Source organism: Pseudomonas syringae (genome assembly GCF_021605415.1).
Taxonomy (GTDB): Bacteria; Pseudomonadota; Gammaproteobacteria; order Pseudomonadales; family Pseudomonadaceae; genus Aquipseudomonas; species Aquipseudomonas syringae_S.
In genome coordinates this window covers 182,060-203,266 of record NZ_WKEQ01000006.1, presented here as the reverse complement: position 1 = coordinate 203,266, position 21,207 = coordinate 182,060, and the positions used below count along the sequence as shown (strand labels likewise).

General features: G+C 57.3%; 18 protein-coding genes. 2 read left to right on the top strand and 16 right to left on the bottom strand.

Annotated elements, in window-relative coordinates; all coding sequences use genetic code 11:
- Positions 1-190 precede the first annotated feature (190 nt).
- From GIW69_RS06560 to GIW69_RS06545, 4 genes are all read right to left on the bottom strand, one after another.
- Positions 191-919, bottom strand: a complete 729-nt coding sequence (locus tag GIW69_RS06560) for a dienelactone hydrolase family protein (RefSeq protein ID WP_236481319.1) — start codon at positions 917-919, stop codon at positions 191-193.
- Between the two features lie 68 nt (positions 920-987).
- Positions 988-2,892 (bottom strand): molecular chaperone HtpG, encoded by a 1,905-nt coding sequence (gene htpG / locus GIW69_RS06555; protein ID WP_236481318.1) that lies wholly within the window; start codon positions 2,890-2,892, stop codon positions 988-990.
- 81 nt (positions 2,893-2,973) lie between these two features.
- Positions 2,974-3,426: a PaaI family thioesterase gene (locus GIW69_RS06550; protein WP_236481317.1), complete on the bottom strand. Its 453-nt coding sequence runs from the start codon at positions 3,424-3,426 to the stop codon at positions 2,974-2,976.
- The gene (locus tag GIW69_RS06545) at positions 3,423-3,899 is read right to left on the bottom strand and encodes a PaaI family thioesterase (protein ID WP_236481316.1); all 477 of its coding nucleotides are present in this window, start codon (positions 3,897-3,899) and stop codon (positions 3,423-3,425) included. The genes GIW69_RS06550 and GIW69_RS06545 overlap by 4 nt, the downstream gene beginning before the upstream one ends.
- Positions 3,900-4,057: 158 nt before the next feature.
- Between GIW69_RS06545 and GIW69_RS06540 the strand changes: the two genes are divergently transcribed.
- On the top strand, positions 4,058-4,291 hold the full coding sequence (locus tag GIW69_RS06540; protein ID WP_236481315.1) for a hypothetical protein: 234 nt from the start codon (positions 4,058-4,060) through the stop codon (positions 4,289-4,291).
- Positions 4,292-4,382: 91 nt separating this feature from the next.
- Here the strand turns inward: GIW69_RS06540 and GIW69_RS06535 are convergent, their stop codons facing one another.
- The 12 genes from GIW69_RS06535 to sdhC all read right to left on the bottom strand — a co-directional run bounded on the left by GIW69_RS06535 (position 4,383) and on the right by sdhC (position 18,808).
- The gene (locus GIW69_RS06535) at positions 4,383-4,784 is read right to left on the bottom strand and encodes an MAPEG family protein (RefSeq protein ID WP_236481314.1); all 402 of its coding nucleotides are present in this window, start codon (positions 4,782-4,784) and stop codon (positions 4,383-4,385) included.
- Positions 4,784-5,521 carry a DUF599 family protein gene (locus GIW69_RS06530; RefSeq protein WP_236481313.1) on the bottom strand — a complete coding sequence of 246 codons (738 nt, stop codon included), beginning with the start codon at positions 5,519-5,521 and terminating at the stop codon, positions 4,784-4,786. Before GIW69_RS06530 ends, GIW69_RS06535 begins: the two co-directional genes overlap by 1 nt.
- Before the next feature lie 256 nt (positions 5,522-5,777).
- Positions 5,778-7,091, bottom strand: a complete 1,314-nt coding sequence (gene brnQ, locus GIW69_RS06525; RefSeq protein ID WP_236481312.1) for a branched-chain amino acid transport system II carrier protein — start codon at positions 7,089-7,091, stop codon at positions 5,778-5,780.
- A 341-nt stretch (positions 7,092-7,432) separates the two neighbouring features.
- Positions 7,433-8,314: a succinate--CoA ligase subunit alpha gene (sucD, locus tag GIW69_RS06520; RefSeq protein WP_236481311.1), complete on the bottom strand. Its 882-nt coding sequence runs from the start codon at positions 8,312-8,314 to the stop codon at positions 7,433-7,435.
- Positions 8,314-9,480, bottom strand: a complete 1,167-nt coding sequence (gene sucC / locus GIW69_RS06515) for an ADP-forming succinate--CoA ligase subunit beta (RefSeq protein ID WP_236481310.1) — start codon at positions 9,478-9,480, stop codon at positions 8,314-8,316. The genes sucD and sucC overlap by 1 nt, the downstream gene beginning before the upstream one ends.
- 198 nt (positions 9,481-9,678) lie before the next feature.
- Positions 9,679-11,115 carry a dihydrolipoyl dehydrogenase gene (gene lpdA, locus GIW69_RS06510; protein WP_236481309.1) on the bottom strand — a complete coding sequence of 479 codons (1,437 nt, stop codon included), beginning with the start codon at positions 11,113-11,115 and terminating at the stop codon, positions 9,679-9,681.
- 108 nt (positions 11,116-11,223) lie between these two features.
- Positions 11,224-12,447: a 2-oxoglutarate dehydrogenase complex dihydrolipoyllysine-residue succinyltransferase gene (odhB, locus tag GIW69_RS06505; RefSeq protein ID WP_236481308.1), complete on the bottom strand. Its 1,224-nt coding sequence runs from the start codon at positions 12,445-12,447 to the stop codon at positions 11,224-11,226.
- 39 nt (positions 12,448-12,486) lie between these two features.
- Complete coding sequence (locus tag GIW69_RS06500; protein ID WP_236481307.1) at positions 12,487-15,318, bottom strand: 2-oxoglutarate dehydrogenase E1 component; 2,832 nt, start codon at positions 15,316-15,318, stop codon at positions 12,487-12,489.
- A 261-nt stretch (positions 15,319-15,579) separates the two neighbouring features.
- Positions 15,580-16,284, bottom strand: a complete 705-nt coding sequence (locus tag GIW69_RS06495) for a succinate dehydrogenase iron-sulfur subunit (protein ID WP_007959035.1) — start codon at positions 16,282-16,284, stop codon at positions 15,580-15,582.
- Between the two features lie 11 nt (positions 16,285-16,295).
- A complete protein-coding gene (sdhA, locus tag GIW69_RS06490; protein WP_236481306.1) occupies positions 16,296-18,068 on the bottom strand; it encodes a succinate dehydrogenase flavoprotein subunit in 1,773 nt (590 codons plus the stop codon).
- 3 nt (positions 18,069-18,071) lie between these two features.
- Positions 18,072-18,440, bottom strand: a complete 369-nt coding sequence (sdhD, locus tag GIW69_RS06485; protein ID WP_236481305.1) for a succinate dehydrogenase, hydrophobic membrane anchor protein — start codon at positions 18,438-18,440, stop codon at positions 18,072-18,074.
- On the bottom strand, positions 18,434-18,808 hold the full coding sequence (gene sdhC, locus GIW69_RS06480; protein WP_236481304.1) for a succinate dehydrogenase, cytochrome b556 subunit: 375 nt from the start codon (positions 18,806-18,808) through the stop codon (positions 18,434-18,436). Before sdhC ends, sdhD begins: the two co-directional genes overlap by 7 nt.
- Positions 18,809-19,171: 363 nt before the next feature.
- Between sdhC and gltA the strand changes: the two genes are divergently transcribed.
- Complete coding sequence (gltA, locus tag GIW69_RS06475; protein ID WP_007919904.1) at positions 19,172-20,461, top strand: citrate synthase; 1,290 nt, start codon at positions 19,172-19,174, stop codon at positions 20,459-20,461.
- Positions 20,462-21,207 lie beyond the last annotated feature (746 nt).

Here is a 21,207-nt window from a genome sequence, read left to right as displayed (position 1 = left end):
CCCCAGCCCCCTCCCAAGGGAGAGGGAGCCGACCGAAGTGTCTGATGTCGTACACCGACCTGAAAAATCCGGGCGATTATGGATTCGCCAAAAATCTCTCACGTCGGCGCACTTCCCAATCAGTACCCTCTCCCTCCGGGAGAGGGCCAGGGTGAGGGGCTTTCCGCTCAGAGCTTGCAACATGCAGCTTTCAGCCCTTGAACACTTCATCCAACAAATTATGCATCGACACAAACGCCCGCTTGGCGGTCTTCGCGTCGTACATCATCTTGCCCGGCACGTTCGCGTGCGGATCGGTAAACGAATGCACCGCACCGCCATAGCTCAGCAGTTGCCAATCCACACCCGCAGCGTTCATCTCGTCTTCAAACGCCGGCAGTTGCTCTTTCGGCACCAATGGATCGGAAGCGCCGTGCAGCACCAGCACTGAGCCCTTGATATTCTTCGCATCCGCCGGATTCGGCGTGTCCAGCGTGCCATGGAACGACACCGCCGCCTTCACTGGCGCACCGGTGCGAGCCAATTCCAGCGAGCAGCAACCGCCGAAGCAGAAACCAAAGGTCGCCAGTTTCGACGTATCGACCGATGCCTCGGCCTGCTGCTGCAATTGCTCGAACGCCACTTGCATGCGCTTGCGCAGCAACGCACGGTCATTCTTCAACGGCATCATCGCGGCACCGGCCTCGTCGCCGTTCTGCGGACGCACCGATTGCCCGTAGAGGTCGGCGATCAACACCACGTAGCCCTTGGCAGCCACTGATTTGGCGATTTCTTCCGCGCCGGCACTGACACCCATCCAGTTCGGCGCCATCAGCAGACCCGGGAGCGGTTCTGTTTGCTCGGCGTCGAAGGCCAGACGGCTTTCGTAGCTTTGCCCGTCAATCTGATAGGCCACGGAACGTACAGTGATTTGGCTCATTTCTGACTCCTGAATGGTTAAACACCAGAATGAAAAAACCCGCCGAAGCGGGTTTTTATGCAGCGTGGTTAAACCGACAGTTCAACCAGCAGCTTGTTCAGCCGGCGCACATACGCGGCCGGATCTTTCAAGCTGTCGCCGGCAGCCAGCGCCGCCTGGTCGAAGAGGATGTGCGACAAGTCGCCAAAACGCTCTTCGCTGGCCTCATTGTCGAGTTTCTCGATCAACGGGTGGTTCGGGTTGAATTCGAAGATCGGCTTCGAATACGGCACTTTCTGCCCGCTGGCTTCGAGGATCTGGCGCATTTGCAAGCCCAGATCCTGTTCGCCAATGGCCAGGATGGCCGGCGAATCGGTCAGACGATGGGAGACGCGCACTTCAGCGACAGAGTCGCCCAGCGCAGTCTTGAGGCGCTCAACCAGACCTTCTTTGGACTTGGCGACCTCTTCTGCGGCCTTCTTGTCCTCTTCCGAGTCCAGGTTGCCCAGATCCAGGTCACCACGGGCCACGTCGACAAAGCTCTTGCCGTCGAACTCGCTGAGGTAGCTCATCAGCCACTCGTCGATGCGGTCGGTGAGCAGCAGCACTTCGATGCCTTTCTTGCGGAAGACTTCCAGGTGCGGGCTGTTCTTGACCTGCGCGTAGGTTTCGCCGGTGAGGTAGTAGATCTTGTCCTGACCTTCCTTGGCGCGCGCCAGGTAATCGGCCAGACCGACGATCTGCTCGCCCTCTTCGCCGTGGGTCGATGCGAAACGCAGCAGGCCGGCGATTTTTTCCTTGTTGGCGAAATCTTCTGCCGGGCCTTCTTTCATGACCTGACCGAAGTTTTTCCAGAAGCCCTTGTATTGCTCAGGCTCGTTTTTCGCCAGTTTTTCCAGCATGTCGAGGACGCGCTTGGTCAGCGCCGACTTCATCGAATCGATGATCGGGTCTTTCTGCAGAATTTCCCGCGACACGTTCAGCGACAGATCGTTGGAGTCGACCACACCCTTGATGAAGCGCAGGTAGAGCGGCAGGAACGACTCGGCCTGATCCATCACGAACACGCGCTGCACATAGAGCTTCAGGCCTTTCGGCGCTTCACGCTGGTACAGGTCGAACGGTGCGCGAGCCGGCACGTACAGCAACGAGCTGTATTCAAGCTTGCCTTCGACTTTGTTGTGGCTCCAGGCCAGCGGGTTTTCAAAGTCGTGGGCGATGTGTTTGTAGAACTCCTGGTATTCCTCGTCCTTCACGTCAGTGCGAGGGCGAGTCCACAGGGCGCTAGCGCGGTTGACGGTTTCCCATTCAACGGCTGGAGCCTCTTCACCTTCGGCAGCCGTGACTTCCTTCGGCAACTCGATTGGCAGGGCGATGTGGTCGGAGTACTTCTTGATGATGTTGCGAAGACGCCAGCCATCGGCGAACTCGTCTTCAGCAGCCTTCAGGTGCAGGACGATGCGAGTGCCGCGCTCTGGCTTGTCGACGGTGGCGACTTCAAACTCGCCCTCGCCTTTCGACGACCAGTGCACGCCCTCGCTGGCCGGCGTACCGGCGCGACGGCTGTACACGTCGACCTGATCGGCAACGATGAACGCGGAGTAGAAACCCACACCGAACTGGCCGATGAGGTGAGAATCTTTTTTCTGGTCGCCGGAGAGGTTTTTCATGAAATCGGCGGTGCCCGACTTGGCGATGGTACCCAGATGGGTGATCACATCGTCGCGGTTCATGCCGATGCCGTTGTCTTCGAGGGCGACGGTCTTGGCGTCTTTGTCGAAGCTCACACGGATTTTCAGTTCAGCACCGCCTTCGAGCAATTCTGGCTTGGCCAGGGCTTCAAAGCGCAGTTTGTCGACAGCGTCAGAGGCGTTCGAGATCAATTCGCGAAGGAAAATTTCCTTGTTGGAATACAGCGAATGGATCATGAGGTGCAGCAGTTGCTTCACCTCGGTCTGGAAGCCCAGGGTTTCCTTTTGAGTTTCCACACTCATGGTCATCAAACTCCAATCAGATGGCAGTGGCCGCGACCCAAATAGTCTGCAGCGGGTTGTCATCTGAGTTTGGGGCTGTGTTCAGGATTTCAAGGGCTCATCGATTTTGAAATGTGCGCGGGCGGTGGCAATGGGCTCGGCCTCGGTGGTTTGCCACGCGGTAATCGCGACATTGGCCACTCGTCGCCCCTGGCGGCAGACCTGACATTTGGCCCACGTATCGCGAAATTGCCCGGCACGCAGGTAATCCAGAGAGAAGTCGATGATCTTCGGCACATCCGGCGCGCCAGTGAAAATCAATAAATGCAGGGCAGCTGAAAGTTCCATGAACCCGGCAATGACGCCGCCATGGATGGCCGGCAACAATGGGTTACCAATGTTGTCCTTGTTGGCCGGCAGCTTGAACAGCAACTCATCACCGACGCGTGAGCACTCGACACCGATCAGGCCTGCGTAGGGAATCAGCTTCAATAACGGTGCGTAATCGCCCTGCTCATGGGCGTCTTGCAGTTGTTGTTTAAAATCGTTGTTCATGGCTTCGTTCCCTTGATCCTTCCGCCAAACCCCTGAGTGCCTTTGATTGCCTCGCCCATGCGCATGAAAGTACCGACGACATGCGCAATCGGTTGCTCGGGATCGTCCTGGTACGCGAAACCACGGGCGAAGATCACGTCGGTGGTGACCCGATAGCATTGGGCGAAACCGTAGACATCCTTATGGGGCTCGGCGGCATGCATGTAGTCAATGCGCAGATCAAGGGTCGGGCAAACTTCGAATTCCGGCAGTACGCACAGGGTCGACATGCCGCATGCAGTGTCCATCAGTGTCGTCAAAGCGCCGCCATGGATGACACCGGTTTGTGGGTTACCGACGATTTTCGGGCTATAGGGAAGAATCACCGTAAGTCCCTCGCTGCTGGCGCTGTGTACCTGTAAAGCGAGCACCCGACAGTGTGGAAGCGCTGAGAGAAAGCGCGTCGCGCGCTCAAAAACGGGGTTTTCAGCCATATGAGAAATACTCTTGTTAGTAGCTGTTTTCAGTAGCGGCAAGGCCGGCAAAAGTTCCATAAAGAAACAAACTTATATATCTGAAAGAAATGAGGAACTTAACGTAACGGGCTGAGCTCTTAAGGCCAGTAGTTATTTTCCATAAGGAGAAACACCCCATGCGTAAGACTTTAGCTATTGCCTTGATGTTGACCGCTTCCCTCGGTCTCGCTGCTTGCGATAAAAAATCCGAGGACAAAGCTCAAGATGCGAACGAGCACGCTGAACAAGCTCAGGAAAAAATGAATGAGGCTCAGGATAAAGTGAACGACGCGGCGAAAGAAAACGCCGAAGCCGCCAAAGATCAGGCTGAATCGAACGAAGCAGCATCACAAGAAGCGCCTAAGAACTAAGTCTGTTTTTAGCGCGATAGAAGAAAACCCGCCAAGTGCGGGTTTTCTTTCGCCTGTCATTTGTCGGCGCTGACGTTTTATAACGTTCTTTTCAAAGCAGCACAGTTTTAAAAGTCGGACTAATCATCAGTAGTAACGAACACACCAGCCCCACCAGCCAGACCAGACTGCGCTGCCAGGCCAGATCCGTCCAATAGCACAGCAAGTAAACAATCCGCGTAATGACGAAGATGATCGCCAGCAAGTCGATCAGCCAGCCTTGGGTCTGCGTGACATGCGCCATCAATACGCCGACCGCAAACAACATGAATGCTTCAATAGTGTTCTGGTGTGCGGCCAATGCCCGGGCGCCAAACCCGGTGAGTTGCGCCTGCTGCTGACGTGGCGAGTGGTTGTCGTAACCGCCCTGCTCTTTCATGGCCTTGGCCACCGGCATGCGCGCTACGTAAATCAGCAGCGCACTGATAAACACACACCAGAACGGAATACTCATCAAACGGCCTCTTTGTTCGCTTCGGGCAATGGCGCCTCTGTAGGGGTATAGACCATCACATCAAGAACGTCGGAATGAAACTCCCGGCGATACAACACCAACACCACACCGGTGCTCATCAACATGAACAACCACGGGCTGACGAACCACGCCAACATGGTCATGCCGAAGTAATAGGCGCGCAGTCCGAAGTTGAACTGGTTGGCCGCCATCGAGATCACCCGCGCCGCCCGGGACGCGAAGGCCTTGCGCTCCTGCTCCGACACATGCCGCTCACCGACCATCGGCGCCGACCCCACCAGCACCGCTGCAAAGTTGTACTGGCGCATGCACCAACTAAAGGTGAAGAAGGCGTAAACGAACACTAGCGCGAGGCACAGCAACTTGATCTCCGACATGCCTTGCGAAGCTTGCTGCACCATCGGAATATCCGCCAGCAGCGACACCGCACGCTCTGAAGCACCGAGAACGGTGAGAATGCCAGCCAGAATAATCAGCGTGCTGGATGCAAAGAACGAGGCGTTGCGCTCAAGGTTGCCAATCACACTGGCATCAGCGATGCGGTTGTCGCGCAGCAACATTCGGCGCATCCAGTCTTCGCGATACAAGTGCAACACGCTGGCCAGGCAAGCAGTGTCACGACCTTTCCAAGAGGCATAACGGGTGTAACCGCCCCAGCAGACGACGAACCAGCACGCGGCGAGCAAGTGAACCAGATTGGCTTGGATGAACGACATGCAAATCCCTGTGATGTAAGAACGCTGTATTTGTAGGAGTGAGCCTGCTCGCGATAGCGGTGTACAAAACAACCCTAAAGTTGAATGAAATATCGCTATCGCGAGCAGGCTCACTCCTACATGAATCGGTGCAGTGCTTGGACGCTGTTGTGAGGCAAAAGACACTGCCAGAAGCCCATAAAAAATGCCCCGTATCGATTGATACGGGGCATTTCTGTTCATCGCTCCAGACCCGCTTGTGGCGGGCCCGACGACATCAAGCCAACGCTTCGCTGCGCTTGCCCAGCAGGCGATCGCAAACCACCGCGACCACCAGCGTCATCACCGATGGCACCAGCCACGCCAAGCCTTGCTCGCTGAGCGGCAGATGCGACATCTGCGACGGCATCCACTCGGCCAGACCGGCACCCTTGAGTGCATCGATGGTGCCGAAAATGAACGACACCAGCATCACCGGGCCGACGATGCGGCGCTGTTCATGCCAGAAATCCTTGCAGAAGCTCAAAGCGACCAGCGCAATGCATGGCGGGTAAATCGCGGTCAGCACCGGGATCGAGAATGCGATCAGCTTCGTCAGGCCCAGGTTGGACACCAGCAGCGAAAACGCCGCGAGGATAATCACCAATGTCTTGTAGGACAGTGGCAACACTCGGCTGAAATATTCGGCGCAGGCGCAGGTCAGGCCCACCGCTGTCACCAGACACGCCAGCGAGATCAGCACCGCAAGGAAACCGCTGCCCAGCGAACCGAAAGTGTGTTGCACGTAGGCATGCAGCACCGCCGCGCCATTGGTGGCGCCCATGGCGACATCGTGGCTGCCCGAACCGAGGCGGAACAGGCTGACGTAGACCAGCGCCAGACCGACGCCGGCAATCAGCCCGGCGATGATCGCGTAACGGGTAATCAGCGCTGGCGACTCGACACCACGGGAGCGAATCGCGTTGACGATGACGATGCCGAACACCAGTGCTCCCAAGGTATCCATGGTCAGGTAACCATTGATGAACCCTTGGGAAAACGGCGCCGCCACGTATTCGGGAGTACCGTGGCCGATATCACCCGCCGGCAGAGCGAATGCAGCAATACCGAGTAAGGCCAGGGCGATGATTTTCAGTGGTGCGAGAAAACGGCCAACCGTGTCCAGCAGACGGCCCGGATACAGCGAAATGAAGAACACCAGCAGGAAGTACACCGAGCTGTAGAGGAACAGCGCCAGCGGGCTTTCGCCGGTCAGCGGCGCCAGACCCACTTCGAAAGACACGGTTGCGGTACGTGGCGTGGCGAATAACGGGCCAACGGCCAGGTAGCAAGCCGCAGCCAAAAGACCACCGGCGATCTTGCCGATTGGGCTGCTCAACGCATCCATCGCACCGCCAACCTTGGCCAACGCTACAACGGTAATCACCGGCAAACCGACGGCGGTGATCAAGAAGCCCAGCGCCGCCATCCAGACGTGAGGTCCGGCCTGCAGGCCGACGATAGGCGGGAAGATGATGTTACCGGCCCCGACGAACAGGGCAAACGTCATAAAACCAAGTGCCAGGATGTCCTGGCCTTTCAACACTTTCATTTAAGGAAATACCACACGACTGAATCGGAATTTAGAGGGGATTTCCCTGTGGGGTGAGGGAAATGCTGTCGATCCGTATGGGATTGACCCTTCAGCGCATCGCCGCCTTGTGGGCCGCAGACGCAAAAATGGCGTGTAGCCTAACGAATTTGCCTGCCAAACGCACTGTTAGGGGGCGAACTATCCGATACGCGACATTTCTGTGTCGCGTTTATGTAAGAAAAGCAGCTTCAAGCTTCAGCACTTGCGGCTATCAGCTTGCAGCTTGCAACTGCTTTTAAAACAACAAAGGCCACCCGAAGGTGGCCTTTGTCTGGTGAAGCGTCAGCTAAGCGCGAGGCTTACTTGACAGCCCAACCGGTCAGCTCGGCCAGGGCCTTGCCAATGTCTGCCAGCGAACGCACGGTTTTAACGCCTGCGTCTTGCAGTGCAGCGAATTTCTCGTCTGCAGTGCCTTTGCCGCCAGAGATGATTGCGCCAGCATGGCCCATGCGCTTGCCCGGAGGAGCAGTCACACCAGCGATGTAGGAAACAACCGGCTTGGTCACGTGTGCCTTGATGTAGGCAGCCGCCTCTTCTTCAGCCGAACCGCCGATCTCGCCGATCATGACGATCGCTTCGGTCTTCGGGTCTTCCTGGAACAGCTTCAGGATGTCGATGAAGTTCGAACCCGGGATCGGGTCACCACCGATGCCGACGCAAGTCGACTGGCCGAAACCGGCGTCAGTCGTCTGCTTCACAGCTTCGTAGGTCAGGGTGCCGGAACGGGAAACGATACCGACCTTGCCTGGCAAGTGAATGTGACCTGGCATGATGCCGATCTTGCATTCGCCTGGGGTGATCACACCTGGGCAGTTAGGGCCGATCAGGACAATGCCCAGCTCGTCGCAAACTACTTTGGCATCCAGCATGTCCAGGGTAGGAATGCCTTCGGTGATGCAAACGATCAGCTTGATGCCGCCGAAAGCCGCTTCCAGGATCGAATCTTTGCAGAAAGGAGCCGGAACGTAGATAACGCTGGCGGTGGCGCCAGTGGCAGCTACGGCGTCTTTAACGGTGTTGAACACTGGCAGACCCAGGTGCTCGGTGCCGCCTTTGCCAGGAGTAACGCCACCCACCATCTGGGTGCCGTATTCGATGGCTTGCTGGGTGTGGAAACTACCTTGCGAACCGGTAATACCCTGGCAGATAACTTTGGTGTCTTTATTGATCAGGACGCTCATTACTTGCCCTCCGCAGCTTTAACGACTTGTTGAGCAGCGTCGGTCAGGCTGGTAGCAGCGATGATGTTCAAACCGCTTTCTGCCAGTACTTTAGCGCCCAGTTCAGCGTTGTTGCCTTCAAGACGAACAACAACCGGGATTTTCACGCCGACTTCTTTCACTGCACCGATGATGCCTTCGGCAATCATGTCGCAACGAACGATGCCGCCGAAGATGTTGACCAGTACTGCAGCGACGTTAGTGTCGGACAGGATGATCTTGAACGCTTCGGTTACGCGTTCTTTGGTAGCACCACCGCCTACGTCGAGGAAGTTGGCTGGCTTGCCGCCATGCAGGTTGACGATGTCCATGGTACCCATGGCCAGGCCGGCACCGTTGACCATGCAACCAATGTTGCCTTCCAGCGCTACATAGTTCAGTTCGAACTTGGCAGCGTGCGCTTCGCGCGGATCGTCTTGCGACGGATCGTGGAAAGTCTTCAGCTTAGGCTGACGGTACATGGCGTTGGCGTCGATGTTGATCTTGGCATCGAGGCAGTGCAGATCGCCGTCAGCCTTGATCACCAGCGGGTTCACTTCCAGCAGCGCCAGGTCGTGATCCTTGAACAGCTTGGCCAGACCTACGAAGATCTTGGCGAACTGAGCAACCTGCTTGCCTTCCAGACCCAGCTGGAATGCCAGCTCGCGACCCTGGAATGGCTGAGCGCCAACCAGTGGATCGATAGTGGCCTTGAGAATTTTTTCTGGCGTTTCGTGAGCGATTTTCTCGATGTCCACGCCACCTTCGGTGGAAGCCATGAACACGATGCGACGGCTCGAACGGTCAACGACAGCGCCCAGGTACAGCTCTTTAGCGATATCAGTGCACGATTCAACCAGGATCTTGGTGACTGGCTGGCCGTTGGCGTCAGTCTGGTAAGTCACCAGACGCTTGCCCAGCCACTGCTGTGCAAAGGCTTTGGCGTCTTCTTTGCTGCGAACCAGCTTGACGCCGCCCGCTTTACCGCGACCACCGGCGTGAACCTGGGCTTTGACAACCCACTCGGTGCCGCCGATCTTGTCGCAAGCTTCTGCTGCTGCTTCCGGGGTGTCTACTGCGTAACCAGTGGAAACTGGCAGGCCGTATTCAGCGAACAGCTGCTTACCCTGATACTCGTGAAGATTCATGCTTTTTACCGTCTTCGTTAGGTACTGCGCATTCGGCGCTGCGCTCATGATGAGTGCCGCGCCACCTGTGACTGCTGCTTGCGTAGCTTTTCCGGTTAACCGGTGCAGCTACGCAAGGCTGCGTCCAGCGGACATTCCGCGGTGAGTCTTGCTCGCAAGGCTCACGACGGGCCGACACCGCCGTGGTTTCTTATTGTCTTAACGCTTCTTGCGGTTGGCAATGTGGATGGCGCCGCCATTCACAGCCAAAGCAGCTTCATGCAAGGCTTCAGACAGGGTCGGATGGGAGAAAACCATCATGCCCATGTCTTCAGCGCTGGTGCCGAATTCCATACCGATCGCGCCCTGCTGAACCAGTTCTGCAGCGCTCGGGCCAATCACGTGCACGCCCAATACGCGGTCAGTCTTGGCATCGGCGATGACCTTGACGAAACCACCGGTATCGTTGGCGGCCATGGCACGGCCGGAGGCGGCGAACGGGAAGGTGCCGACGTTAACTTCAACGCCTTCAGCTTTCAAGGCCTGCTCGGTTTTGCCAACCCACGCGATTTCCGGGTGAGTATAAATAACCGAAGGGATCAGATCATAGTTCATCTGGGCTTTGTGGCCCTTGATGCGCTCGACGACCATGATGCCTTCTTCGGATGCTTTGTGAGCGAGCATCATGCCGCGAACCACGTCACCGATAGCGAATACGCCCGGCACGGTGGTAGCGCAGTGATCGTCAACATGCACGAAACCGCGCTCGTCCAGGGTCACGCCGCTGTCGGCAGCCAGCAGATCAGTGGTCACCGGACGGCGACCAACGGCAACGATCAGCTTGTCGAAAGTGATGGTTTGTTCGCCGTTGGCATCGGTGTAGTTCACAACGACTTCGTCGCCGTTCACTTTCGAGCCGGTCACGCGAGCGCCCAGCTTGATGTCCAGACCCTGTTTGGTCAGGGTTTTCAGCGCTTCCTTGGAAACAGCGGTGTCCGCTGCCATCAGGAAAGTGTCCAGAGCTTCCAGGACAACCACTTCAGAACCCAGACGCGACCATACCGAACCCAGTTCCAGGCCGATCACGCCAGCGCCGATCACGCCCAGGCGCTTTGGCACGGTCTGGAATTCCAGAGCGCCAGTCGAATCGACGATAACGTTCTGATCGACCGGAGCCGGTGGAATGTCGATCGGACGCGAACCCGGGGCCAGGATGACGTTTTCAGCTTCGATGATTTCTACCGAACCGTCAGGCTTGGTGACTTCGACTTTCTTGCCGGCCAGCAGTTTGCCGTGGCCCTGGATCGAAATAACGCCGTTGGCCTTGAACAGGGTGGCAACACCGCCGGTCAGGTTCTTGACGATGCCAGCCTTGCGGCCAACCATCGCGGCAACGTCCATTTTGACTTCGCCGGTGGAGATACCGTGAACGTTGAAGCTTTCTTTGGCTTCCTTGTATTTCCAGGAGCTGTCCAGCAGCGCCTTGGAAGGAATGCAGCCGACGTTCAGGCAAGTACCGCCGAGGGCTTGCTTGCCTTCAGCGTCGGTGTACTTCTCGATGCAAGCAGTGGTGAGGCCCAGTTGGGCGGCCTTGATGGCAGCCACGTAGCCACCAGGGCCAGCACCGATCACTACTACGTCATATTTCTGCGACATTCAAAAAATCCTCTTTAGCAATAAAGCTACAAGCGGCGAGCCGCAAGTTTCAAGCCCGCTCGTTCGCTTTGAACTTGAGGCTTTGCGCTTGCAGCTTGCCGCTGTTTTTTAGATATCCAGCAACAGACGAGCCGGATCTTCCAGCAGGTTCTTGATGGTCACCAGGAAGGTCACAGCTTCTTTGCCATCGATCAGACGGTGATCGTAGGACAGAGCCAGGTACATCATCGGACGGATAACGACCTGACCGTTGATCGCCATAGGACGCTGCAGAATGTTGTGCATGCCCAGGATAGCCGCTTGCGGCGGGTTGACGATCGGGGTCGACATCATCGAACCGAAGGTACCACCGTTGGTGATGGTGAAAGTACCGCCGGTCATTTCGTCGATCGACAGTTTGCCGTCACGGGCTTTCTTGCCGAAGGTGGCGATGCCGCCTTCGATTTCAGCCAGGCTCATCAGTTCGGCGTTACGCAGAACCGGAACCACCAGGCCACGGTCGCTGGAAACAGCAACACCAACGTCGGCATAGCCGTGATAAACGATGTCTGCACCGTCGATCGAAGCGTTGACAGCCGGGAAGCGTTTCAGCGCTTCGGTGGCCGCTTTCACGAAGAACGACATGAAGCCCAGGCGTACGCCGTTGTGGGACTTCTCGAACAGATCCTTGTACTTCGAACGCAAGGCCATGACTTCGGTCATGTCGACTTCGTTGAACGTGGTCAGCATCGCCATGTTCGACTGAGCTTCAACCAGACGCTTGGCCACGGTGGCACGCACGCGGGTCATCGGTACGCGCTTCTCGATGCGGTCGCCGGCGGCGAACACAGGCGCAGCGGCAGCCGGAGCAGCAGCCTTGGCAGGCGCGGCAGCCGGAGCGGATTTCTTCGCTTCAACAGCGGCAACCACGTCTTCCTTGGTCACACGGCCGTCTTTGCCGGTGCCTTTGACGGAAGCCAGGTTGATGCCGTTTTCTTCAGCCAGCTTGCGAGCAGCCGGTGCAGCGATCGGGTCATCTTCGCCTTCGGCGGCAGGAGCAGCAGCGGCGGTAGCGGCCGGAGCAGCAGCGGCAGCCGGAGCAGCGGCAGCAGCGCCGCCCGCTTCGATCGAGCCCAGAACCTGGTTGGACAGAACGGTGTCGCCTTCGTTGGCAACGATTGCGCCCAGGACGCCGTCGGCTTCGGCCAGTACTTCCAGAACAACCTTGTCAGTTTCGATGTCGACGATCAGGTCGTCACGCTTGACGGCTTCGCCCGGTTTCTTGTGCCAGGTAGCAACGGTGCCATCGGCAACCGATTCCGGGAATGACGGGGCTTTGATTTCGATAGCCATTATCTGTGTGTCCTTAAATTCGGTTTCAGGTGCGAAGGCTTAAACGGTAAACGCGTCTTGCAGCAGTTTTTCCTGCTGCTCGGCGTGCATCGATGCGTAACCGCATGCAGGTGCAGCAGAGGCATCACGGCCCGCGTACTCGAGTACGAGAGACTTGTTGTGATGGCCAACGATGCGGCGCATGTGATGTTGGCTGCAGTACCAGGCACCCTGGTTCATCGGCTCTTCCTGACACCAAACGATATGTTTGAGGTTGGTGTACGGCGCAAGGACTTCGTTCAAGTCGTCCTCAGGGAACGGATACAACTGCTCGATACGCACGATGGCGATATCGTCACGGCCTTCGGCACGGCGTTTTTCCAGCAGGTCGTAGTAGACCTTGCCGCTGCACAGAATGATGCGCTCGACCTTTTTCGGATCCAGAGTATCGATTTCCGGGATCACGGTCTGGAACGAACCTTCGGCCAGATCTTCCAGCGTCGAGACGGCCAGTTTGTGGCGCAACAGCGACTTCGGCGTCAGTACCACCAGCGGCTTGCGCAGCGGACGGATGACCTGACGGCGCAGCAGATGGTAGATCTGAGCAGGCGTGGTCGGTACGGCTACCTGGATGTTGTGCTCGGCGCACAGTTGCAGGTAACGCTCAAGACGCGCGGAAGAGTGCTCCGGGCCCTGACCTTCATAACCGTGTGGCAGCAACATGGTCAGACCACAAAGACGGCCCCACTTGTGCTCGCCGCTGGTGATGAACTGGTCGATCACAACCTGGGCACCGTTGGCGAAGTCGCCGAACTGGGCTTCCCAGATCACCAGCGCGTTTGGCGTGGTGGTCGAATAACCGTACTCGAATGCCAGTACCGCCTCTTCCGACAGGAACGAGTCGTACAGGTCAAAACGTGGCTGACCGTCGTACAGGTTCTGCAGCGGGATGTAAGTGCCGGCATCTTTCTGGTTGTGCAGAACAGCGTGACGGTGCGAGAACGTACCGCGACCGATGTCCTGACCCGTCATGCGGATCGGGTGACCTTCGAACGCCAGGGTCGCGTACGCCATGGTTTCGGCGTAACCCCAGTTGATCGGCAGGCCGCCGGCTTGCATCTTCTGACGGTCTTCGTAGATTTTTGCGACCTGGCGCTGAACCACGAAGCCTTCCGGAATTTCCAGCAGCTTGGCGGACAGTTCCTGCAAGGTTTTCAGATCGAAACGCGTGTCGTGACGCGCAGTCCAGGCGTGGCCCAGATACGGACGCCAGTCCACGAACAACTCTTTGTTCGGCTCTTTGACCAGGCTTTTTACGACGTGCAGACCGTTGTCCAGCGCATTGCGGTATTCATCGACCTTGGCCTGAACACGCTCGGCGTCGAGGGTACCGTCCTGAGTCAGACGATCAGCGTACAGCTCACGGGTGGTGCGCTGTTTGGTTATCTGCTGATACATCAGAGGCTGGGTACCGCTCGGCTCGTCGGCCTCGTTGTGGCCGCGACGACGGTAGCAGACCAGATCGATCACCACGTCACGCTTGAACTGCATGCGATAGTCGATGGCCATCTGGGTCACAAACAAAACGGCTTCCGGATCATCACCATTCACATGGAGGATCGGCGCCTGAATCATTTTCGCGACGTCGGTGGCGTACTCGGTGGAACGCGCGTCCAGCGGATTGCTGATGGTGAAACCGACCTGGTTGTTGATCACGATGTGCACAGTGCCGCCGGTCTTGAAACCGCGGGTTTGCGACATCTGGAAGGTTTCCAGAACCACACCCTGACCAGCGAAAGCAGCATCACCGTGGATGGAGATCGGCAGAACCTTCTCACCGGTAGAATCGTTGCGACGATCCTGGCGGGCGCGAACCGAACCCTCGACCACCGGGGAAACGATTTCCAGGTGGGACGGGTTGAACGCCATGGCCAGGTGAACTTCACCGCCGGTAGTCATCACGTTGGACGAGAAGCCCTGGTGGTACTTAACGTCACCGGAACCCAGCTCGACCTTCTTCTTGCCTTCGAACTCGTCGAACAGCTCGCGAGGGTTCTTGCCGAAGGTGTTGACCAGTACGTTGAGGCGACCACGGTGGGCCATACCGATGACGACTTCCTTGGTGCCGTAGGAACCGGAACGCTGGATCAGCTCGTCGAGCATCGGAATCAGGCTTTCACCACCTTCCAGACCGAAACGCTTGGTACCCGGGTATTTGGTACCCAGGTATTTCTCCAGGCCTTCACCCGCAGTGACGCGTTCGAGCAGATGGCTCTTGATGTCAGCGGAGAATATCGGACGGCCGCGCACGCTTTCCAGACGCTGCTGGAACCACTGGCGCTGCTCGGAATCGGTGATGTGCGTAAATTCAGCGCCGATGGTGCGGCAATATGTCTGCTGCAACGCTTCGTGAATTTCGCGTAGGCTCGCTTCCTCTTTGCCGATGAACAGGTCGCCGGCACGGAAGGTCGTATCAAGATCGGCATTGGTCAAGCCGTAATGATTGATCGACAGGTCTGCAGGTGCAGGACGCTGCCACAGCCCCAGCGGGTCAAGCTGGGCTGCCTGGTGGCCACGCATACGGTAGGCCTGGATCAATCGCAGCACTTCAACTTGCTTCTTCTCGTGCGCACTGCTCACGCTCCCGGCGGAAACCGGTTGAGCGCGGCGCTGGTTCTTTGCCAGCAGCACGAAATGATCGCGAATTGTGGAGTGCGAAACATCAGTGGCAGAGCTGCCGTCGGCAGGCAGCTTCTGAAAGTAGGTGCGCCACTCTTCTGGCACAGCGTTAGGGTCGTGCAGGTAGAGCTCATAAAGCTCTTCCACATAGGCAGCGTTTCCACCTGAAAGGTAGGCGCTGTTCCACATGCGCTGCATCACGCTTTCTTGCATGCTTGGTCACCCTCGGTTAGGGGAACACCATCGGCGTCGATACCGAGCAAACTTGCAGAAGTCCGAATGCAGCGACTAAAACAAGCCACCTAGGAAAACGCTGATAGTCCGGGTACCAGCCCGGATGCCCCTGCTTGTCTCATTTCTTCAAAATAAGAACCGCAGCCTTATGGGCTGCTGCTCTGGCTATAGCCATGACGCGGGTTGAAGCCCGCGCCACAGCCTCTACGGTACAGCGGTTCTACGGGTACATCGGCTGAATCACACGCCGCTTGAGAGCAACATGTTACGGATGTGACCGATGGCCTTAGTCGGGTTCAGGCCTTTCGGACATACGTTGACGCAGTTCATGATGCCCCGGCAGCGGAATACGCTGAACGGGTCATCCAGTGAAGCCAGACGCTCGGACGTCTTGGTGTCTCGGCTGTCTGCCAGGAAGCGATACGCTTGCAGCAGAGCGGCCGGGCCCAGGAACTTGTCCGGGTTCCACCAGAAGGACGGGCAAGAGGTCGAGCAGCAAGCGCACAGGATACACTCGTACAGACCGTCGAGCTTTTCACGCTCTTCAGGGGACTGCAGACGCTCGATGGCAGGAGCCGGCGTGTCGTTCTGCAGGAATGGCTTAACCTTCTCGTATTGCTTGTAGAAGATGCTCATATCGACGACCAGGTCACGGATAACGGGCAAACCTGGCAGCGGACGAACAATCAGCTTGTTACCTTTCACGACAGCGGACAGCGGCGTGATGCACGCCAGGCCATTTTTGCCGTTGATGTTCATGCCGTCCGAGCCGCAAACGCCTTCACGGCAAGAGCGACGATAGGAAAAACCTTCGTCCTGCTCTTTGATCAGGGCCAGCACGTCCAGCACCATCAGGTCTTTACCACCGGTATCGACCTGGAATTCCTGCATGAACGGCGCGGCGTCCTGATCAGGGTTGTAACGATAAACGCTGACTTGCAACATGGCGGCCACCCTTAATAAGTCCGAATCTTAGGTTCAAAAGTCGGAACAGTTTTCGGCGAGAAGTTAACGGCACGCTTGGTCACGCGCTTGTCACCCGGGAAGTACAGGGTGTGGCACAGCCAGTTTTCGTCGTCGCGATCTTCGAAGTCTTCGCGGGCGTGAGCACCACGGGACTCTTTACGCACTTCGGCGGCGATAGCAGTCGCTTCGGCCACTTCCAGCAGGTTTTGCAGTTCCAGCGCTTCGATACGTGCAGTGTTGAACGCCTGCGACTTATCGTTGATCTTCACGTTGGCGATACGGGTACGCAGCTCGGCCAGTTGGGCGATGCCCTTCTGCATGTATTCGCCGGTACGGAATACGCCGAAGTAGTTCTGCATGCAGCTTTGCAGCTCGCGACGCAGTGTTGCTACGTCTTCGCCGTCGGTACGGCTGTTCAGTGCGTTCAAACGCGACAACGCAGCTTCAATGTCAGCTTCTGTAGCGTCATCGTATTCGATGCCGTCAGTCAGTGCTTTTTCGAGGTGCAGGCCGGCAGCGCGACCGAATACCACCAGGTCGAGCAGCGAGTTGCCACCCAGACGGTTTGCACCGTGAACCGACACGCAAGCCACTTCACCAACGGCGAACAGACCAGGGATGATCTCGTCCTTGCCTTCGGCGTCCTGGGTCATTGCCTGGCCATGAATGTTGGTGGCAACGCCGCCCATCATATAGTGGCAAGTCGGAACGACCGGAACCGGAGCAACCACAGGGTCAACGTGTGCAAATGTCTTCGACAGTTCGCAGATGCCTGGCAGACGGCTGTGCAGCACTTCCTCGCCCAAGTGGTCGAGTTTGAGCATGACGTGGTCGCCATTCGGGCCGCAACCGTTGCCGGCGATGATTTCTTTAACCATCGAACGGGCTACCACGTCACGACCGGCAAGGTCTTTGGCGTTCGGAGCATAACGCTCCATGAAACGCTCGCCGTGCTTGTTGATCAGGTAACCACCTTCACCACGGCAACCTTCTGTCACCAGTACACCGGCGCCGGCGATGCCGGTCGGGTGGAACTGCCACATTTCAATGTCTTGTACCGGTACGCCGGCACGCAAAGCCATGCCGACGCCGTCACCAGTGTTGATCAGGGCATTGGTGGTGGACGCGTAGATACGACCTGCACCGCCAGTAGCCAACACGGTGGCTTTGGCGCGAATGTAGGTGGTTTCGCCGGTTTCGATGCAGATTGCGATCACACCGACGAACGCGCCTTCCTGGTTCTTCACCAGATCGACAGCGTAGTACTCGTTCAGGAACACGGTACCGGCTTTCAGGTTGCCCTGATAAAGGGTGTGCAGCAGCGCGTGACCGGTACGGTCGGATGCCGCGCAAGTACGTGCAGCCTGACCGCCCTTGCCGTAATCCTTCGACTGACCGCCGAATGGACGCTGGTAGATACGGCCCTGCTCGGTACGCGAGAACGGCATACCCATGTGGTCCAGCTCGTAAACGGCGGCCGGACCTTCCTGACACATGTATTCGATAGCGTCCTGGTCACCGATGTAGTCGGAACCCTTGACGGTATCGTACATGTGCCAGCGCCAGTCATCGTTCGGGTCGGCAGACGCAATGGCGCAAGTAATGCCGCCCTGGGCGGATACAGTGTGCGAACGGGTCGGGAAGACCTTGGTGATCACGGCAGTCTTGTGACCGCCCTGTGCCAGTTGCAGCGCAGCGCGCATGCCGGCACCGCCACCACCAATAATGATGGCGTCGAAAGAAATCGTTGGAATGTTAGCCATGACTCAGATACCCCAGAGAATCTGCACACCCCAGACGAAGTAAGCGAACATCGCAACGCCGCATACTGCCTGGAAAAGGAAACGTATAGCCGTCGCGGACTTGCCGAACGCCATTGGCGTCAAGTAGTCGGTCGCGATGGTCCACATGCCGACCCAGGCGTGAGCGCCGAGAGCAACAAGGGCCAAAAGGCTGAAAATACGCATTCCGTTGTGGGCGAACAGTTCATGCCACTGGGCGTAATCGATGCCAGGGTTGGCAACGATGTATCCGATCAGAAAAATGAAGTAAGCCGCGAGAACGACCGCAGACACACGTTGCGCCATCCAGTCATAGAGGCCCGAACGCGAAAGGTTCGTGACGTTAGTTACCATATCCAGACTCCTGCCAGAACGATTACCACCACGGAAACGGCGATAACGATTTTCGAGCCCAGCTTGCCGCCTTCCAGCGTCTCACCGATGCCCATGTCCATGATCAAGTGGCGCACACCGGCAACCAGGTGATACAGCAGAGCGGACAGGATGCCCCAAATCACTAGCTTGGCTAGCGGACTGGTTACACTCGCCTTCACCTGACCGAAGCCTTCCTCGGAGCTCAGCGACTTGTCCAATGCATAAAGCATGATGGCAAGGCACACGAAGAGGATGACACCGGAGATACGGTGAAGAATGGACGTGTAAGCAGTGACTGGGAGTTTGATGGTCCTTAGGTCTAGGTTTACAGGTCGTTGGCTTTTCACGGCTTTTTTTTCACACTGAAGAGCCCCTAACAATCAGGGCAAAGTTGTTGGGGAGTGCACTGGTCAGGTAACCACCACCCAGGGATGCGACCCCCAATGAAAGCAAGCCCAAAAGCCCTTGGCGGTCGGTGGCCGAGTATAGACAGTTAGGCTACTAATGACAACGCGTTCACCTACCCCCAATAGCGGATTGCGCAACGCGCATAAAAGGCGTAAATGGCAGTCAATTTCGAGGAAAAAGTACGGTTAAAGCCTTCTGGAGCAAGACTTTAGGCAAATTGACATTCGAATTTATCTCACTATAGTGGTGCGGGCCCTGCGTGGGGGGTCTGTCTGATGGTTCAAGCATAAATAGGAGGCCACATGGCTGACAAAAAAGCGCAGTTGATCATCGAGGGCGCAGCCCCCGTCGAGCTGCCCATTTTAACCGGCACCGTTGGTCCCGATGTAATCGATGTTCGGGGCCTGACGGCCACGGGCCGCTTCACTTTCGACCCTGGCTTCATGTCGACTGCGTCCTGCGAGTCGAAGATCACCTATATCGACGGCGACAACGGCATTCTGTTGCACCGCGGCTACCCGATCGAACAACTGGCTGAAAAGTCGGACTACCTGGAAACCTGCTACCTCCTGCTGAACGGCGAACTGCCGACCGCAGAGCAGAAGGCCCAGTTCGTCAGCACCGTGAAGAACCACACCATGGTTCACGAGCAGTTGAAGACCTTCTTCAACGGCTTCCGTCGCGACGCTCACCCGATGGCCGTCATGTGCGGCGTAGTCGGTGCCCTCTCGGCCTTCTACCACGACTCCCTCGACATCAATAACCCGCAGCATCGCGAAATTTCCGCGATCCGCCTGGTTGCCAAGATGCCGACCCTGGCAGCGATGGTTTACAAGTACTCCATGGGCCAACCCATGATGTACCCGCGCAACGACCTGACGTACGCGGAAAACTTCCTGCACATGATGTTCAACACGCCGTGCGAGATCAAACCGATCAGCCCGGTGCTCGCCAAGGCAATGGATCGGATTTTCATCCTCCACGCCGACCACGAGCAGAACGCATCGACATCCACCGTGCGTCTGGCAGGTTCGTCGGGTGCCAACCCGTTTGCCTGTATCGCCGCCGGCATCGCCGCCCTCTGGGGCCCTGCCCACGGTGGTGCGAACGAAGCCGTCCTGACCATGCTCGATGAAATCGGCGATGTCTCGAACATCGACAAATTCATCGCCAAGGCCAAGGACAAAAACGATCCGTTCAAACTGATGGGCTTCGGTCACCGCGTTTACAAAAACCGCGACCCACGCGCCACTGTGATGAAGCAGACCTGCGACGAAGTGCTGAAAGAACTGGGCATCAACAACGATCCGCAACTCGAACTGGCCATGCGCCTGGAAGAGATCGCCCTGACCGACCCGTACTTCATCGAACGCTCGCTGTACCCGAACGTCGACTTCTACTCGGGGATCATCCTCAAGGCGATCGGCATTCCGACCAGCATGTTCACCGTGATCTTCGCGCTGGCACGTACCGTCGGCTGGATCTCCCACTGGAAAGAAATGCTCTCCAGCCCGTACAAGATCGGCCGTCCGCGCCAGCTGTACACCGGCTACGAGTCGCGTGACATCTCCAAGCTGGAAGACCGCAAATAAGATTTGTCTTGCGATAACGTCTTAAGTTGTATCGGGAACGGCCTCTATTTATATAGGGGCCGTTTTTGTTTGTCTGGGATTTGGGGATTGGGGATTGGGGGCATATCCGTTGCTGCGGGTGGTGCCGCTGGCGGTTTCGCTCTTACAGCGAGTCCCTTTTTCAAACGCCAAAAAGGAACCAAGAGGCTTTGCCCCTGGCGTACGGCACTTCGCTGAGGCTCAGTGTTCCCTCGCTACGGTGTCCATCCGGGGGCATCGCCTACGGTTTGCTTCGCTGCACCTCCTCTCGATGTGTTCGACTTCGTCGAACGGCGCTGCGCGCCTAACCCCCGGATGAACACCTCCGCTCGGCCTGCCGATGGGGCAAAAAATCAAAAGCCGAAGCCAGATCAAGATCAAAAGCCAGATCAAGAGCCCCTCACCCTAGCCCTCTCCCGGAGGGAGAGGGAATTGATCGAGGTGTTTGGGAAAGCTTCGCCGACGTGCGATACCGCGGTGGACTCAGGCTTTGAAAAGCACCCAAATCAGCCCCATTTCCTTCCACTACCGGAGGGAGAGGTGACTGATTGAGGTGTTTGGGAGAGCTACGCCGACGTGCGATACCGCGTCGAACTTATATTCTGAAAATCCCACAAATTGGCCCCCTCTCCCTCGGGAGAGGGCTGGGGTGAGGGGTGAATCCAACACCAATCCAAAGCCGAATACGCTGTTGCTCCTCACCACTCAACAGGATGAGCGTTAGCTCG